The sequence below is a fragment of the Klebsiella sp. 10 genome, assembly GCF_018223925.1.
GTDB lineage: Bacteria > Pseudomonadota > Gammaproteobacteria > Enterobacterales > Enterobacteriaceae > Klebsiella > Klebsiella pneumoniae.
This window is the reverse complement of record NZ_JAGRRB010000014.1, coordinates 337069-353332: the sequence shown is the minus strand read 5'-3', so window position 1 is coordinate 353332 and position 16264 is coordinate 337069. Positions and strand designations below refer to the sequence as shown.

Sequence of the window (16264 nt, the reverse complement as noted above, 5' to 3'; positions counted from 1 at the left end):
GTGGCGCGCCGCCGCGGTTAACCGCGAATTTTCCACTTCCGTTTGAGAACCTCTTTGTCCTGGCTATCCAGCCACTGATTCACTTTCTTCAGCAGCGCCGGGTTATCTTTACTCATCATATACACCTTGTTGCTGGCGGTGCCGGCGAATGGCGTTTCGTTGGCAACGCAGAACACGCCGGGCTCTTTGCTCTGGTAATAGTCGCCTTCAATCAGATCGGTCACCATCATATCGGCCGTTTTCTGCCGCAGCGCCTGCAGGTTATCGACATTGTTCTGCACGCGAATAATTTGCGCCTGCTTGATGTGTTCATCGACAAAACTCTGGTTTGTGCCGCCAGGGTTGACGATCACTTTCACGTCCGGACGGTCAATTTTTTCCAGCGAACCGAGCCGCGGGGCGGCCTGGCAGTTGGCTAAGGCGATTTTTCCGTTCGCCACTACCGGATGGCTGAGGGCGAAGGCTTGCGCCCGCGCCGGGGTCTCGGTAACCCCACCCATCGCAATATCAAACTTGTCCGCCTGCAGATCGGCGGCGAGCGCGGGCCAGCTGGTGTAGACGAAGCTCACCTTGAGTCCGAGCGTGCGCCCGAGATCGCGGGCCATGTCCACGTCATAGCCCTGCAGTTCGCCGGCGGCATTGCGAAACGCCAGCGGCGCGTAATCGCCCGGCACGCCCACCTTCAGTTCACCGCTGTGCTCGATGGATTGCATATCGCGCGCCTGGGCGCCGCAGGTCATTATCGCCAGCGTCAGCGCCAGCCCCACCGTCAGTCTCATTTCGCCATCCTTAAAGTTATCGTTTTTCATGCCAGAGTGACCGGCCGCATCAGTCACAGTATCCGCAGTGCGAGCCAGGGCATTCATCCTATTTTTAAACACCGGGACATACAACCCGACGTGGGGCAAAACGTTAATTAATCCTCTTTCTCGCTGTGAGCTTGCTGGTTGTTTTGACTTTCAGTAAAATGCCCCGCAGCGCATTCATATTTTATTCCTGGCTATACGTTTAATATATTATTTATTATCGTTTATTTTACTTTTCTCTTATGCGTTAATAGTTGAATCTTAAATTATAACCTTCTGATTAATAAGTAAAAACACTTCATGCAACATCTTTCATTAGGATTTTTCTAATGATCCTGCTTATCATCTTATTTACTCCCTTCCTCTCCAGCAGTAATACTTGGTTACAGAAGCAGTGTATAAGGAAATACATTATGATTATTATCATTTCCGCCAATAAATTTTTTATTAACGGCATCCGGTCTCTGGTTAACATGACCATGAGTGCTCAACGTCGGTATAGTCAAACATTGTTTCTGGATAATATTTCTGACGTGAATGATAAAAGTCTAACCATAGCCAGAACCATTATCGTGGACTATAGCCACCCGGACATTCAACAATTAGCCGCACTGCTCTATCGTAAAAAAAAGATCATTCATGGCGATATCGTTTTTGTCGTTAAAAGTGAGATTCTTGCCGATCCAGTCGAAAACATTATCATAAACTCTATTTCGACGATCGTGCTTGATTATATAGATGTTACCCAACGGCTGCAGAAATACTTACAGAATGCGTCTGATCATCGCTGTATTAAAGTGTTCAGAAAATCAATTAGCTCGCTGGACAGTTGTGTCAATATTAAACTTACGAAACAGGAGGACTCTCTTCTCCCCTATATCATCTCAGGTTTAAATAATAAGAAAATTGCTCAGGCCACCGACCTTAGCAATATGATGATCAGTCACTATCGGAGAAACATCTACCAGAAACTCAATGTACGCAATATTGCAGGCCTGTATCATTTCCTGCACTCCCTGGAGGGGGGATAAGTTCGCTTTATGGCTATCACAACAACAGAGCTAACGGCTTATGCAGCGTCAATGAGTATGCCTGGCTATTAGCTTCCCTGGGTCACAACAGAAGGAATTGGCTATGAAAATGAAATCACTTTGCCTGGCAATGGCACTCGTCGGCTTGACCTCACACTATGCCGCCGCGGCGGACGGTACGCTGTATTTTTCAGGTACAATTGTCAACTCAAGTTGCAAACTGGCAAGCGGCAATGAGAAGGGTCTCATTGAAGTTAAGATGGGCGCTGTTCCGCTGTCTAAATTAAAAAATGATACCAATGGCACCGGGCCAGAAGTTGGGGTCAATATTAGCGTCAAAGATTGTGAAGCGGGCACGTACTATATTGTGCTCGACGGTGCTTCAGCCAACGAGGCGCCTATCACTAACGTACTGGCTCTCGATGCGGGTAATCCTACAGCTAAAAAAGTCGGCATTAAGCTAACCGACCGCAACAATACCCCGGTCACGCTCGATAAACCTTTCGATCCCAACGTCGACCCGAGTATTACGGTCAATGCCGATGGCACCGGTACCTTCAACCTGAAAGCCTACTACTATACCTGGGATAAAGACAACGCCGAAGCTGGCGACGGCAATGCGACCGCCAGGTTTACCATTATGCAGGAATAACACCTGGCCAGGGACGGCACGACGCGGATAAGGGGTAACATATGAAAACGCTGCTGGCAGTGATCATAGGCGCTTTGGCTTTTCAGACCCAGGCGGCCATTACCATCGATGCCTCACGGGTTATTTATTTGGGCAAAGATAAATCGGCCAGTCTGAAAATTAACAACCGAAGCAGCAAAAACTATATCGTCCAGACCTGGCTTGATACGGGTCCGGAGACCCCCAGCAGCGGCTTACCCATTGTGGCAACGCCGCCCCTGGTCAAATTACGCCCCGAGCAATCGGCACAACTGCGCTTTATTTACTCAGGAACCGGTCTTCCTGCCGACAGGGAAAGTCTGTTTTGGGTGAATATTCAGGAGGTCCCTCCTGCGCCTGAGGAAAATAACATCCTGCAGTTCGCAATTCGCACTCGATTAAAACTATTTTATCGCCCGCAAGGAATTGCCACATCGCTGCCCAATGCCGTTGAAAATCTGCAGTGGCAGCAAAGCGCTAACACGTTATCTTTTACTAACAACAGCCCACTGCATATTACGGTTATTAATGCCGAGGCGATCGACAACAAAGGAAAAATCTATCCTCTGAAAAACTTTATGTTGCTGCCGTACAGTCACCACGCTGTCAATATCGCCAGCATGCAGCGCTTGCATAAAATGAAATATATTAATGATTACGGCGCCGTTGTTGATATTCCAATAAAAAAATAAACGTCGCACCTCTTTAGGGAGATAGAGTGATGGACGATAGTAAATTACGCTATTTTGCCAGCGCATGGTTAATCTCCATCACGTTACCGGCAGACAGTGCGGAACGCTATAATGCCCAGTTTGTGAACGGTATCGACCCGCTGGCTTTTAATCAGTTTGTCGCCAGCGATGGCGACGTCATGCCGGGCACCTATGACGTTAATATTTACATTAACGATCTGCTGGTGGACAGTCGCCCCGTTCGCTTCTCAGAGGATAGCGCACACGGCGGGTTGGCCCCCTGCCTGAGCGCGGCGGAATATATCCGCTATGGCGTCAAGATTGACGATGACCACCAGCCCTGTTTCGCGCTGTCGCAGACGATCCGCCAGGCAGAGCAACAGCTGGATATCGCTAATCATCGGCTGAACATTCATATCCCTCAGCAATATATCGAGCACTATCCCCGTGACTATGTTTCCCCCATGCGCTTTGATGAAGGTATTAACGCTGCCTTCGTCAACTACAGCTATTCTACCGATGCCAATAATGGCGACGGGGGCAGCCACCAGTATCAATATCTTTCGCTAAACAGCGGGATCAATATTGCATCGTGGCGATTGCGCAATAATGCCTACTGGAATAAGTTCAGCGGCCAGGCGGATAAGTGGCAAAGCATCGCCAGTTGGGCGGAAACGAACATCATTCCCTGGCGCAGCCGGCTTGTCGTCGGCCAGACCAGTACCGACAACAGCGTCTTCGATAGCGTCCAGTTTCGCGGCGTACAGCTTGGCACCGATGCCGAAATGCGCCCCAGCAGCCAGACCGGCTTCGCGCCGGTCATTCGCGGTGTGGCCAACAGCAATGCCCGGGTGGAAGTTCGGCAGAACAACTATCTGATTTACAGCGAGAACGTCCCAGCCGGTCCCTTTGAGCTAAATGATATCAACGCCGTTAACCGCAGCGGTGATTTCTACGTGACCGTCATTGAAGCCGACGGTAGCCAGACGACCTTTACTGTCGCCTACACCACCCTGCCACAGCTGGTGCGGGCAGGCCAATGGAATTATCAGTTGTCGGCGGGTAAGTATCATGACGGCGCTGACGGCTATGCCCCCGCCCTGATGCAAAGCTCGCTCTCTTATGGCCTGAATAATACCTTCACACTGTACGGTGGCGCCCTTGCAGCGGAGAACTATCGCGCCGGCGCCTTTGGCGTCGGTAGTAATCTGGGGGAGATTGGCGCCCTCTCAGCCGACTATACGCTGGCGGGAACGACGCTGGCGAATGGCCAGCGCAAGCAGGGAGGGAGCGTGCGTTTTCTGTATGCTAAATCCTTTTTGTCGAGCAAGACCGACTTTCAAATCGCGGGCTACCGTTACTCAACCGCAGGTTATTATAGCCTCAGCGATGCGGTTAACGAGCGTCGACGCTGGCACAATGGCCTGTACGAAAATGATTACTGGCCCTCTGACGAATACGAAAGCTGGCAGGCAAGCGCTCCCCAACACTATTACACGTCCTGGTTTTATAATAAAAAGCATCGCTTTGATATTTCTGCCCGGCAAACTCTCGGTAAGAACAGCGCTTTCTTCCTTAACTTCAGCCAGCAAAATTACTGGAATAGCTCAGGAAGCGATATCTCGCTGCAGGCGGGCTTTAACAGCACTATCCATAACGTGAACTATGGTCTGTACTATCAGAATACGCGCAGCCACTTCACCCATGACGACAATAGCATCACACTGCGCGTTTCCATCCCTTTTACTCTGCAAGAAAACCGCCGGATCAATACCGCATTTACCCTCGCCCACAGTAAGTCGTCTGGCACGTCCGGGCAGGCTGGGGTAAACGGCACGCTGCTCGATGATGGTCGCCTGAGCTGGGCCGTCACCAGCGCCTATGATGACACCAGCCATAGCACCAACAGCGCCAGCCTGGGTTATCTCGGCCAGTACGGTAATCTGTATACCGGCTACGCCTACAGCAAAAGCCATCGTCAGGCGAGTCTGAATCTGAGCGGCGGCGTGGTGGCGCACCGCGGCGGCGTTACCCTCTCGCAACCGCTGGGCTCAACCTTTGCGCTGGTGGAGGCCAAAGACGCTCAGGGGGTAGGGATAGAGAATCAGACCGGCGTGCGCATCGATCCCTTCGGCTACGCTGTCGTACCACAAAGCGTTCCCTATCGGGTCAATTCTGTCGCGCTCAACCCTCAGGACTTCGATACCTTTCTTGATGTCCCTAACGCGGTAGCGGATACCGTGCCTACCCGCGGGGCAATCACCCGGGTGCGCTTTGATACGTTCCGGGGATATAGCGTGCTGATCCATACCACCCTCGCCGACGGCAGCTATCCACCATTGGGCGCACAGCTCTATCGCGCCAGTGGGATCAGCAATGGTCTGGTCGGCCCGGGAGGAGAAGTTTACGTCAGCGGAGTCGATTCAGGCGAAAAGCTGCAGATGAAATGGGGCGAAACGCACCAGCAAAGCTGCGAAATCACCCTGCCCGAACTGCGCCAGGAGCCTCAGCAGGCGACGGCCTGGCGTGAATTATCCTTAATCTGCACAGTAACCCCCTCGAGGTAATTATGCGCCGACTTAGCGATACGTTATTTCTGACATGGCTTTCCGTTCTGTTCATGCTGAGCGCCTTCCCGGCGCAGGCGCTGACCTGCAAGACCACCTCGTCCACGATCAGCGAAGTCGTGAATATCGAGAGCATCATTAAAGTCTCCAGCAGCGAGCTTATTGCCAATAAAAAGATATGGGTCTCCAGCCCTATTACCGCCACCTTCAGTTGCGAAGATACCGATAATTTTCCGAACGGTGAAAGCGCCTATTTCTGGCTGGATCCGGAAAATAAAGCCAGCAGCTTGCCCGACTTTATCCAGGTAGGCATTACTTACAACGGCATCGACTATCTGCTACAAAATAAAAAATCGGTGGAGATTGGCCCGGCGACGCTGTGTGATAAAAGCGGGAATACCTGTAAGTCCCCGGCCATTGGGCAGACATTCAGCCTGGTTTACCAGGTCTATATCATCTCGACGGGCCGCAGAGTGACCGGGGAAGGTAAAATAGACGATAACCTAAAATTGTCGCTTTTTCAGGTAGATGGCCAAGGCGGTCTACGCAACGGCACCGCTGGCGCCAACTATAATCTTTTCATTACCGGCCTGAACCGTATCAGAACAATGGCCTGCGTCCCCACGGTATCTATTTCGCCAAGCGAAATTAACTTTGGCGATATTCCTGCCGGTAACGCCCGACCGGGCTACTATGAAAAAACACGCCCCTTTACCGTCACCTATGGTCTGGTCAAGCAGGGTAACGGCAGTGATTGCGGGACCGAAGCTATGCTTGCTACGTTTAGCACCACTAATACGATACAGGAGAGCGCCATTATTTTGCCGCAGCCGGACAGCGGCTTCGGCATTGTCATCTCGCCAAACGCCAGTATGCTTCCACGTATTGAGATGAATGCTCCGATTCACTTTACGCTGGCAACGGGAGCGACCCTCGCGAGCACCTATACGGCGGGGCTGCTCTGGTTGTCGAGAACGCCGAAGCTGGGGCCTTTTTCCGCGACCGCCAAAATCACCGTGACCTTTGAATAACGCCGCCCCAGGCTAGTTATACTCCAGGGCGAAAGTCACCATGCTGTTGGCCGTACCGGCTCCCACCGTGGCGTCAGTCTGCACATACTGGGCGTTGAAATTGATCGCCTCGGCGGTACCGGCGCTGGCGCCGGTCACCCTTTTCAGGATCGGCAAGTTGCTGGCCTCATTGATCTTAACGCTGGTGCCGTCGGGCACTGCCGCACCGGGGTTATTGCCGTAGGTCAGCTTCACGCCGACGCCGCTGGCGCTGTTGCTGGCCTGGCTCAGGGCCAGGGTATCGCTCTCCACGCTGACGCCGAAAAAGCCGATGCGCACGTCGGTCGGCGTCGGACAGAAGACCGGAATCGAAAAGCGCTTCGCCTGGCCGCCGGTAGTCCCTTTGCCATGAAACTCCCCCCGGTTAACCGTACCCAGACTGACCTGGATCGTCGATGTCGCTACCTGGCAGCTGCCGCTGCTGCCAATGTCCACATTCAGGGCGGCGATATCGATGCTGACCGGCGCGCTGGCGACAAAGCTGGCGCTTGCGCTGGTCTGCTGTTCAATGGTCATCTCCCCCACCTGCGGCAGCGGCGGCGAGTTGGTATGCGTCCCGTCCGCCAGTTGCACCGTTCCGGTTTTATAGAAGGTTACCGCAATCCTCACCGTGGTTTGCTGCTGCGTCATCAGCGCCGGGAGCGTCGCACTGTCGCATACCACCACCGACTCGCCGCCGGCGGAGTGGCTGCCATCGATGGCACGCATCGGGCCGCCGGCGCACTGGAAGCTGAGGGCGTAACCAATGCCGTCGATAGCGCTGGGGTAGACATGCTGTCCGTTAATCACCATCGGCGAGCCGCCGGTTTTCAGCTGCTTATAGACGATGCGTTTGGCGCTCGCCGTCGGCAGCTGCAGGTCGCAGGAAAAAGGGATCCCGCTGCCGTTATCCGCCATCGCGCTGGTCATCTGGGTATTGACCGGCAGCGTGGGTAAATACTTGATATTAGGAATATTGACCGTGGTCTGGCCGATATTTGCGCGGCAGGTTTCAGCCCGCACGCCGGGAAGATAGGCGCTCAGCCCCAGCAGAAAGAGGAAAGGAAGTAGACGAAAAACAGATTTCATAGCCGCCTCAGCGTGTCTGGCACAGTCCGGAGACGGTTTTCACCGTATTCAGACTCTGCTGTGGGTTATCCGGAAGATGAAAATGCAGCATGCAGCTCTGCGACTGATTGTTGACGTTCCAACTCACCGCCAGGGTTCCCTCCTGCGGCACACCGCTGAGATACACCTGGCCGCCGTCGGCCACCATGCCGCCCGGCGGATTGCCGCTCTCCTCCTCCTCGACCAGCCGCGCACTGGCGCCAAACGGTAGCGGCCCCTGGGCATTGCGCAGGGTAAACAGCACCCGGTTGCCAATGTGGGTCTGGTAGTTGGCCATCACCACCGCGCCGCCGCCGGGGATCACGGTCTGCCCCTGCTGGTCGACGTCGGTGTCGTCGGCCATCGACTCCGTATCGAGGGTAATGACATTTTTCCGGTAGGCGGTCAGGGAGGGCACCACGGCATAGCCGCGCCAGTCGGTGTGCACATTGTTGCCGTTTTGCACCGCCACGCCGGCGGCCCCCGGCGCCCGGACGATGGCGAAGCTCTCACCCACCGTCTGGCCGAAGGTGACGCCGTGCGGATGCGCGACCACCGAGCCGGCGCCTCCCCAGGTCAACTGGTTGCTGGCGGCGTCATGGCGATAGCCGATCTGGGCGTTGCCGAAGCCGCCGTGGTAGTCCAGGGAGGCGCTGCTGTTGCTGCCTCGTCCCTGGTTGCCATAACCTTGCTGAACCGAGTAGAACAGATTTGGCCGCGTCGGCACCGCGCCATACAGCGACATCTGCTGCGAGGTATAGCCATTGCTGTCCGAGGTGGTGTTGTAGCTCACCGCGCTGTCGGACAGCGGACCACCCAGCGGAATATTGATATTGAATGACCAGGAGCGGTCATTTTTTTGCTGGCCGCTGGCGCGGGTGTAGTAATAGCCCACGCCCCAGGAGATCCCTTTCCAGGCGCTGTAGAACCCAAGGTGCACCGTCTCATCCCGACTCTGCCGATGCCAGTACTCCTGCGACCAGGCGGAAACCGCCAGACTGCCCAGGCCACCAAGGCTTTGCGACACCGACAGCTCTTCCCGGCGACGCCGGTTGTCTACTTGCCCCTGGGCGCTTTCGAGGGCGCTGGCTTCGGCAAAATCGTAATAGCCGCTTGACGAGTAGCGATAGCTGGCGAGGCTGAACGCAGTGCCCGAGCTGACAAAATTTTTCTGATACTGAGCGCGCAGCGAATGGCCCGTATAGCGCTTGCCCGACGGCGTACGGGTGACGGCCTGGGTGACATCCCCTCCCAGCGATCCGAACTCGCCAAAACCGCGGCCCAGGCCCAGCGCCCACGCCTGATAGTCCCGGGCCAGCTGCGTACCACCGTAGAGGGTGAATCCCGCCGTCAAACCGTAGAACAAAGTGCCCTGCAGAAATTCCGGCGAGCGCACCGATTCCCCCCCGGAGTGGTAGCGGCCGGCGCTGAGACTGAATTTGCCGCGCCCTTCGCGCAGCATATATGGCACCGCGGAATAGGGCTGGGTAAAGGTACGCACCACGCCATTGCTCTCGGTCACCTTCACCTCCAGATCGCCGCTCTGCGAGGTGGGGTAGAGATCGCTGATGGCGAATGCCCCCGGCGACACAAAGGTCTCGTAGATCACATACCCGTGCTGAGAGACGGTCACTTTGGCATTGCTGTGCGCCACGCCACGAATTGTGGGGGCAAAGCCGCGCTGGCTGTCCGGGAGCATTTCATCGTCAGACATCAGCTGGACGCCGCGAAACTGTATGCTGTCAAACACATCGCCGGTGGTATAGGTATCGCCGATCCGCAGCAAGCTCTTCAACGAGCGGACATCGCGCTGCAGCCAGGTGCTCTGGGTATCCCAGTGCCGGCGCTGCTGGTCATACTGCATTGAGGAGATGTTGCGCAGTCGCCAGGCGCCCAGGTTGAGGCCGCTGCGTAAATTGAGATAGTTTGAGCGGCTGCTCTCCCCTTCGTCGGCGTTCTTTATTTGCGCGCCGGAAAAATAGTAATCGACAAACGCGGCCGGCACGCCATCGTCCCAGCGCGACGGATCGACATAGCCGCGGCTTTGCACGTTCATCGCCGCCTGGGGAATACTCAGCGTCAGGCGCTGGTTAGCGAAGCTGAACCGACTGCTGGCGTCGGGAATAAACTTCTCGATCCGGGTGAAGGTTTCGCCTTCATGCAGCGCTTGAAAGGCGGGAAACGCGCTGACGTTGACGCCATACTCCGCCAGCTGACCGGGCGTCAGCACCGGGCGCAGCTGCCCGCCATCGTCAACAAACGTGATATCAGCCTGACCCAGCTCCTGGTCATTAACCACCACGGTGACAGGATAAGTCCCCGGCTGCTGGCCGCCGGGTTTGGCGAAGTAGTGCAGATCGGAGGTTTGCTGCTGCGGGTCAGCAAACTCCAGCGCCGCCGGGTCAAAATAGTCGTCGGCCAGCGCCCGGCTCAACGGACTGAGACAAAACATCATCGTCGGCACCGTCGCCAGCGCCACCGCCCGCCCGGCGGTAACGGGCAACAAGGCATACTCCCGCACCCTGGCTGTTGTTATTCTTTTCATGCTGGCGCCGTCCGGTAAGCTCATCAAAAAGGGGAATTACTGCTGGGCGAAATCGCTGACGCCGCCGTAGTCGTTAATCGCCCGCCATTTGACGGTGCCGTGCCCGCTCACCGGCCACGTTTTCTCGCCGAAGGGAGCCACCATGCCGGGATCGTCGATGCTTTGCCCGCCCACTTCGACGGCGTAAAAAGAGACGAAGTAGGGAGTGGGATTTATCACCGTCAGCCGACCGCCGGACTGGCTAAACTTCAGCTGCTGCCAGGCCTTTGCCGGGTCGCCCGCCAGGTCGTTGGGGCGATAGAAGATTTTGAATTTCGATTTAATATTCACCTGCAGCTTATTCACCTCGCCCTGAGGCGTCGGGGCGATACTTTTGACGTTCAGCCAGAAGACCGATTCACGGTCGCGGGGCAGCGAGGCGCCAATAAAGTTAATCCGCAGAACGTTATTTTGCTCCGGATCGAGACGGAACAAGGGCGGCGTTACAATGAAGGGCACCCTGGCCTTATCGTTTTCCGCGTAATTTTCCACCCACGACTGCACCAGATAGGGCGTATGGGTATCGGCATTGGTGACTGAAATAGCGGCTTCACGCTTCCCTTCCTGATAAATCACACGGGTTCCACCCATGACAATACCGGCCTGCGCTGCCGTGGTGCACAGCAGAAAAGCCGCAACGGCAATTATTTTCTTCATCATGACTTACCATCAGGTAAAAGTTGAACAGACAACAAAATAAAGCAGTGAATAACAGAGCCAGTACTCGACGGGATAATTAGCAAAAACAACTATACCGTCACGAATATATTTCGTGACTTCATGACAATTAACACTTTAGCTATCTGTAATTAATCAAGACGCAGTGGGCTGACTCTGAATAACGCGCAATTAGATCAGTTATAAATCATATTGAAATTAGCTGTACCGTCGGCTTTACCTGCCGTCACGGTCGCCGCGGTGGAGATATAGTCGGCGTAAAACTCGAGGTCGGCAGAGCCGGTGCCGCCGCTGGTACCCGGAGTGACCGTCTGTTTGGCTGACGTTTTACCGAGGCTGACAGCCGTCGACCGATCGTGCTCATACAGCTTAATCGCTACGCCGCTGGCGCCGCCGTTGATGGCCAGCAGGGAGTTATCAGACTGATCGCGCGCGCCGTCAAACAGCACGGCGACCGTAGTCACGCTGGCCGGGCAATCTTTCACTTTGATATGGAAGGGGGTTTTGGTGGTTTCAAAACCAGTGCCGGTAAAATAGTTGCTGGCCCATTTGCCCAGATCAACCTTCTGGCCATTAGAACTACTATCGACGTTGCAAGAGCTGTCGGTGATTGACCCATTGAAGATGACCTGCCCGCCGGCGCCTTCCGAACTGGTGCCCGAGTCAGGATTGATAGTGTTGGCCGCGGTAGCCTGCAAGGCTACGCCAGAAAGCAGCGCTCCTATGAGGATGGTTATAAAGCGAGGTTGTTTTTTCATTATTTATCTCATCGTTAACGAACATATTTTCCATCATCGACAATAGCCCTAAAGCTATCACGAAACGGCTCGTCAGCTCCTCCCTGTAAATGTACGTTGCGTTCCTTCCGCAGGATATTAGGCACATCCCCCTCTACTCTGCCTTATTTCGCCAATAGATGGCCATGAATAACAAAAAGAAGAAAAAAGAGTTATTTTGATGTGCGAAATAAATATATTACCCGAAGTATCAAAAGGCAACCCGGGAAGATATTAACTATAAGTTAATAGCTATGCTCGCCATATATTTAATTTTTGAAATGGCTTTTCAATGTTAATTTACATATCTATACAAAAGAAATTCAAATACCTTTAAACAACAACAGATCAATTCAATTAACAAATTTAAAGACAATTGTTCAAAAATTCGTCTTGTTTTATTGTGCGCTCGTCAGAGCGTACACAAAAATTAGGAATTTTCCTGGTATTAATATTCATAATTTCTACACAAACGGCGCCAGGGTGCGCCACCTCCACCCGCTAATCCCTTATTATGGAAGTGTTTTTATTTTCAAGTGAAAGCCAATACATAAGTGACATAAATACATGGGCGCTGCCGCTGGCAAAATAACCACCCTCTTCGAATGGTTATTTTGAAGTTAAAAAAAATCCGCAACCCGAATGGATTGCGGACTGAGGATCGGTCAGAAATGAGATGGACTTCAGAACAGGCCCAGCGGCGCGGTGCCGTAGCTCACCAGCAGGTTTTTGGTTTGCTGATAGGCATCCAGCGCCATCTTGTGCGTTTCCCGCCCGACGCCGGACTGTTTATAGCCGCCGAACGCCGCATGCGCCGGGTAGACATGATAGCAGTTGGTCCACACGCGACCGGCTTTAATGCCGCGACCCATGCGATAGGCGAGGTTGGTATCCCGCGTCCACACCCCGGCGCCGAGACCAAACTGGGTCTCATTGGCGATAGCCAGCGCTTCCGCTTCGTCCTTAAAGGTGGTCACCCCGATCACCGGCCCAAAGATCTCCTCCTGGAAGGAGCGCATATCGTTGCGACCTTTAATCAGCGTAGGCTGAATATAAAAGCCATTATCCAGCGCCGGCGCGATAGCCGCCCGCTCGCCGCCGGTCAGAATTTGCCCACCCTCTTCCCGGGCAATCTGAATATAGGAGAGGATCTTGTCGAACTGCTGGCGGGAAGCCTGAGCGCCGATCATGGTGTCGGTATCTAACGGATCGCCGCGGCGGATCTGCGCCACCTTCTCCATTACCCGTGCCATAAAGGGCTCATAGATGGATTCATGGATCAGCGCCCGCGACGGGCAGGTACAGACCTCACCCTGGTTGAAGAAGCCGAGCACCAGCCCCTCCACCGCCTTCTCAATAAATTCCTCTTCTCCGTCCATCACGTCGGCGAAGTAGATGTTGGGCGATTTCCCCCCCAGCTCGACGGTGCAGGGGATAATATTTTCCGCCGCGCAGGCGAGAATATGCCGCCCGACCGGCGTGGAGCCGGTAAATGCCAGCTTGGCGATACGCTTGCTGGTGGCCAGCGCCTCGCCCGCCTCTTTGCCGAAACCCTGCACCACGTTAAGCACCCCGGCCGGGAACAGATCGCCGATCAGCTCCAGCAGCAGGGTAATGCTTAGCGGCGTCTGTTCCGCCGGTTTGAGCACCACGCAGTTCCCCGCCGCCAGGGCCGGGGCCAGCTTCCACGCGGCCATCAGCAGCGGGAAGTTCCACGGGATAATCTGCCCGACCACCCCCAGCGGTTCATGGAAATGATAGGCCACCGTGGTTTCGTCAATCTCGGCGGTGCTTCCCTCCTGAGCGCGCAGGCAGCCGGCGAAGTAGCGAAAATGATCCACCGCCAGCGGCAGGTCAGCATTCAGGGTTTCGCGGATCGGTTTCCCATTGTCCCAGCTCTCCGCCACCGCCAGATATTCCAGATGCTGTTCAATACGATCGGCGACCTGCAGCAGCAGCCTGGAGCGCTGTTGCACTGAGGTTTTACCCCACGCCGGCGCCGCACGATGGGCGGCGTCGAGGGCGAAGTCAATGTCTCTGGCATCCGAGCGGGGAAACTGCGCAATGTTGCTGCCGTCGACCGGCGAAGTATTCATAAAGAATTCACCGCTCAGCGGCTCGACAAATCTACCGTCAATAAAGTTGCCGTAAGCCGATTTAAATGAAACCACGGCGCCGGGCTGGCCAGGATGTGCATAACGCATCGCAAATCTCCTTCTGTAGGGTTGAGACGCAGCGGCATATTGATTTTTTAAATTTGCCGCCGAACGCTTCTCACTTTGCAGGGGTTATGCCAGTTTTTTATTTTCTTTAAATATTTTTATTTATTAATACGTTGCCTTCACTAACCGAGCAGATGGTCAGCCACTGTCGCACGGGTTTCCACTTATGTGTTGCAAATCGCAACACCAAATAAACCAAATGGCTACAATATTGCAACACAGCAACATCGACCCAGAGGTGCCCTGTGGCAGGCAATCCCTTTATTCTCGCACCAGAGGTTAATGCGAATCCCCTGCTGAGCGATTCGTGGTCTCGCTGCCAGCGCTACGGGCTGGATCCCGCCACCGAGGATTTTCCCCGCCTCGGCGCCGGCGAGCTGGCGGACCGGCTCGCCAGCCACCGCTGCCTGCAGCAGCTGGCGCAGCCGGTGGTGGAAGCCCTGTCGCGCCAGGTCGCAGACCTGCAGTCGGTGGTGATCCTTTCCGACCCCGACGGCCTGGTGCTGCATACTCTCGGCGATACCCAGGCGCTGCAAAAGGCCCAGCGCGTGGCGCTGGCTCCCGGCAATCTGTGGAGTGAAAGCGGGCGCGGGACCAACGCCATCGGCACCGCGCTGGCGATTGACGATGGCTGCGAGATCGATGGCCGTCAGCACTTTCTTACCCGCAACCAGAATCTGTACTGCGCGGCGATGCCGCTCCAGCGACCGGACGGAAGCATCGCCGGGGTGCTGGATATCTCCGGCCCGGCGAATTTTCCCCACCAGCACACCTTTGGCTGGGTAAAAGCGGCGGCAAAGCAAATTGAATATCTGTGGGTGAAACAGAGTCTGCATCCTGAGCAGTGGCTGATGAGCCTGCACCGGCAGGTGGACAAACTCGACAGCGTCGAGGAGCTGCTGCTGGTCTTTTCCGACAACGTCCTCACCGCCGGCAACCGGCTGGCGATGCGCGAGTTCGGCCTGAGCGCGGCGCAGTTTGGCCAGCTCACCTTTGCCTCGCTTTTTCCGACGCTGACGCAAACGGCGGTCAGCGTCCCGCTGCCGCTGACCACGCCGCAGGGCCGCTACCACTATCGCCTGCGGGAGCCCACCCGCCGCCGGGTGGCGGTAAGCGCCCCGCCGGCCATGCATCTCCCCTTTACCAGCCCGCGCGAAGGCGAAAAGCTGCTGCGGCTGCTCAACGCCGGCATCGCCCTGTGCATTGAAGGAGAAACCGGCAGCGGCAAAGAGTATGTCAGCCGCACGTTGCACCGGCACAGCCGCTGGCGCAGCGGTAAATTTGTCGCCATTAACTGTGCCGCCATTCCGGAATCGCTGATCGAATCCGAGCTCTTCGGCTACCAGCCGGGGGCGTTTACCGGCGCCAGCAAAAATGGCTATATCGGTAAAATCCGCGAGGCTGACGGCGGGGTGCTGTTTCTTGATGAGATCGGCGATATGCCGCTGGCGCTGCAGACCCGCCTCCTGCGCGTCCTGCAGGAGAAAGAGGTCGCTCCGCTGGGCGCCAGTCGCAGCGTGCCGGTGAATTTCGCCTTGATCTGCGCCACCCACCGCAACCTGACCCAGCGGGTCAGCGCCGGAGAATTCCGTGAAGATCTGCTGTGGCGCCTGCGGGAATACGCCCTGCCGCTGCCTCCGCTGCGCGAGTGGCCGGCGCTGGAAACCTTTATCGCCACCCTGTGGCACGACCTGGGCGGTGCTTCACGCCGGGTGACGCTTTCAAACGCGCTGCTGGTTCACCTCAGCCAGCTGCCGTGGCCGGGAAACGTACGCCAGTTGCAGAGCGTCCTGAAGGTAATGCTGGCTCTCGCCGATGAGGGCGACACGCTGACGCCCGACGCGCTGCCGGAGGCGTATCGCGCCGCGCCTGCGCCGTTGCCGCGCGGGGGATTGCAGGCCCATGATGAGCAGTTGATTGTCGATACCCTGGCCAGGGTCAACGGCAACGTCAGCCGGGCGGCGCAGATACTGGGTATCGCCCGCAGCACGTTGTACCGCCGTGCCGCCCGTGCCGGACGGCCTCGTCGCTGAGGCTACGGCGTAAAGCGCGCCGGTAGCTTGCACGCTGTCGGAAAACCTC

The 16264-nt window shown here is 55.8% G+C and carries 12 protein-coding genes; 6 read left to right on the top strand and 6 right to left on the bottom strand.

The features are described 5' to 3' along the window. Positions 1–17: 17 nt before the first annotated feature. Positions 18–866 (bottom strand): transporter substrate-binding domain-containing protein, encoded by an 849-nt coding sequence (locus tag KHQ26_RS17525; protein WP_020803748.1) that lies wholly within the window; start codon positions 864–866, stop codon positions 18–20. Positions 867–1219: 353 nt separating this feature from the next. Between KHQ26_RS17525 and KHQ26_RS17520 the strand changes: the two genes are divergently transcribed. The 5 genes from KHQ26_RS17520 to KHQ26_RS17500 all read left to right on the top strand — a co-directional run bounded on the left by KHQ26_RS17520 (position 1220) and on the right by KHQ26_RS17500 (position 6797). Beyond that, entirely contained in the window at positions 1220–1837 is a 618-nt protein-coding gene (locus KHQ26_RS17520; RefSeq protein ID WP_004218900.1) for a LuxR C-terminal-related transcriptional regulator, read from the top strand. 103 nt (positions 1838–1940) lie between these two features. Continuing rightward, entirely contained in the window at positions 1941–2489 is a 549-nt protein-coding gene (locus KHQ26_RS17515; protein ID WP_002914260.1) for a fimbrial protein, read from the top strand. Positions 2490–2530: 41 nt separating this feature from the next. After that, positions 2531–3199, top strand: a complete 669-nt coding sequence (locus tag KHQ26_RS17510) for a molecular chaperone (RefSeq protein WP_211777928.1) — start codon at positions 2531–2533, stop codon at positions 3197–3199. Between the two features lie 29 nt (positions 3200–3228). Then, positions 3229–5766 carry a fimbria/pilus outer membrane usher protein gene (locus KHQ26_RS17505; RefSeq protein WP_029497032.1) on the top strand — a complete coding sequence of 846 codons (2538 nt, stop codon included), beginning with the start codon at positions 3229–3231 and terminating at the stop codon, positions 5764–5766. 2 nt (positions 5767–5768) lie between these two features. Next, complete coding sequence (locus tag KHQ26_RS17500) at positions 5769–6797, top strand: fimbrial protein (protein WP_020803759.1); 1029 nt, start codon at positions 5769–5771, stop codon at positions 6795–6797. Positions 6798–6809: 12 nt separating this feature from the next. On the opposite strand, the gene KHQ26_RS17495 is transcribed toward KHQ26_RS17500, so the two are convergent. The 5 genes from KHQ26_RS17495 to KHQ26_RS17475 all read right to left on the bottom strand — a co-directional run bounded on the left by KHQ26_RS17495 (position 6810) and on the right by KHQ26_RS17475 (position 14164). After that, on the bottom strand, positions 6810–7904 hold the full coding sequence (locus KHQ26_RS17495) for a fimbrial protein (RefSeq protein ID WP_004180974.1): 1095 nt from the start codon (positions 7902–7904) through the stop codon (positions 6810–6812). Positions 7905–7911: 7 nt separating this feature from the next. After that, a complete protein-coding gene (locus tag KHQ26_RS17490) occupies positions 7912–10467 on the bottom strand; it encodes a fimbria/pilus outer membrane usher protein (RefSeq protein ID WP_048993813.1) in 2556 nt (851 codons plus the stop codon). Positions 10468–10503: 36 nt separating this feature from the next. After that, positions 10504–11166, bottom strand: a complete 663-nt coding sequence (locus KHQ26_RS17485) for a molecular chaperone (RefSeq protein ID WP_004185341.1) — start codon at positions 11164–11166, stop codon at positions 10504–10506. A 194-nt stretch (positions 11167–11360) separates the two neighbouring features. After that, positions 11361–11942 carry a fimbrial protein gene (locus KHQ26_RS17480; protein ID WP_004145710.1) on the bottom strand — a complete coding sequence of 194 codons (582 nt, stop codon included), beginning with the start codon at positions 11940–11942 and terminating at the stop codon, positions 11361–11363. A 701-nt stretch (positions 11943–12643) separates the two neighbouring features. Beyond that, positions 12644–14164 carry an aldehyde dehydrogenase family protein gene (locus KHQ26_RS17475; RefSeq protein ID WP_004174747.1) on the bottom strand — a complete coding sequence of 507 codons (1521 nt, stop codon included), beginning with the start codon at positions 14162–14164 and terminating at the stop codon, positions 12644–12646. A 263-nt stretch (positions 14165–14427) separates the two neighbouring features. On the opposite strand from KHQ26_RS17475, the gene KHQ26_RS17470 reads away from it, so the two are divergent. Next, positions 14428–16215, top strand: a complete 1788-nt coding sequence (locus KHQ26_RS17470) for a sigma-54-dependent Fis family transcriptional regulator (protein WP_020803758.1) — start codon at positions 14428–14430, stop codon at positions 16213–16215. The last annotated feature ends 49 nt before the right edge of the window (positions 16216–16264 follow it).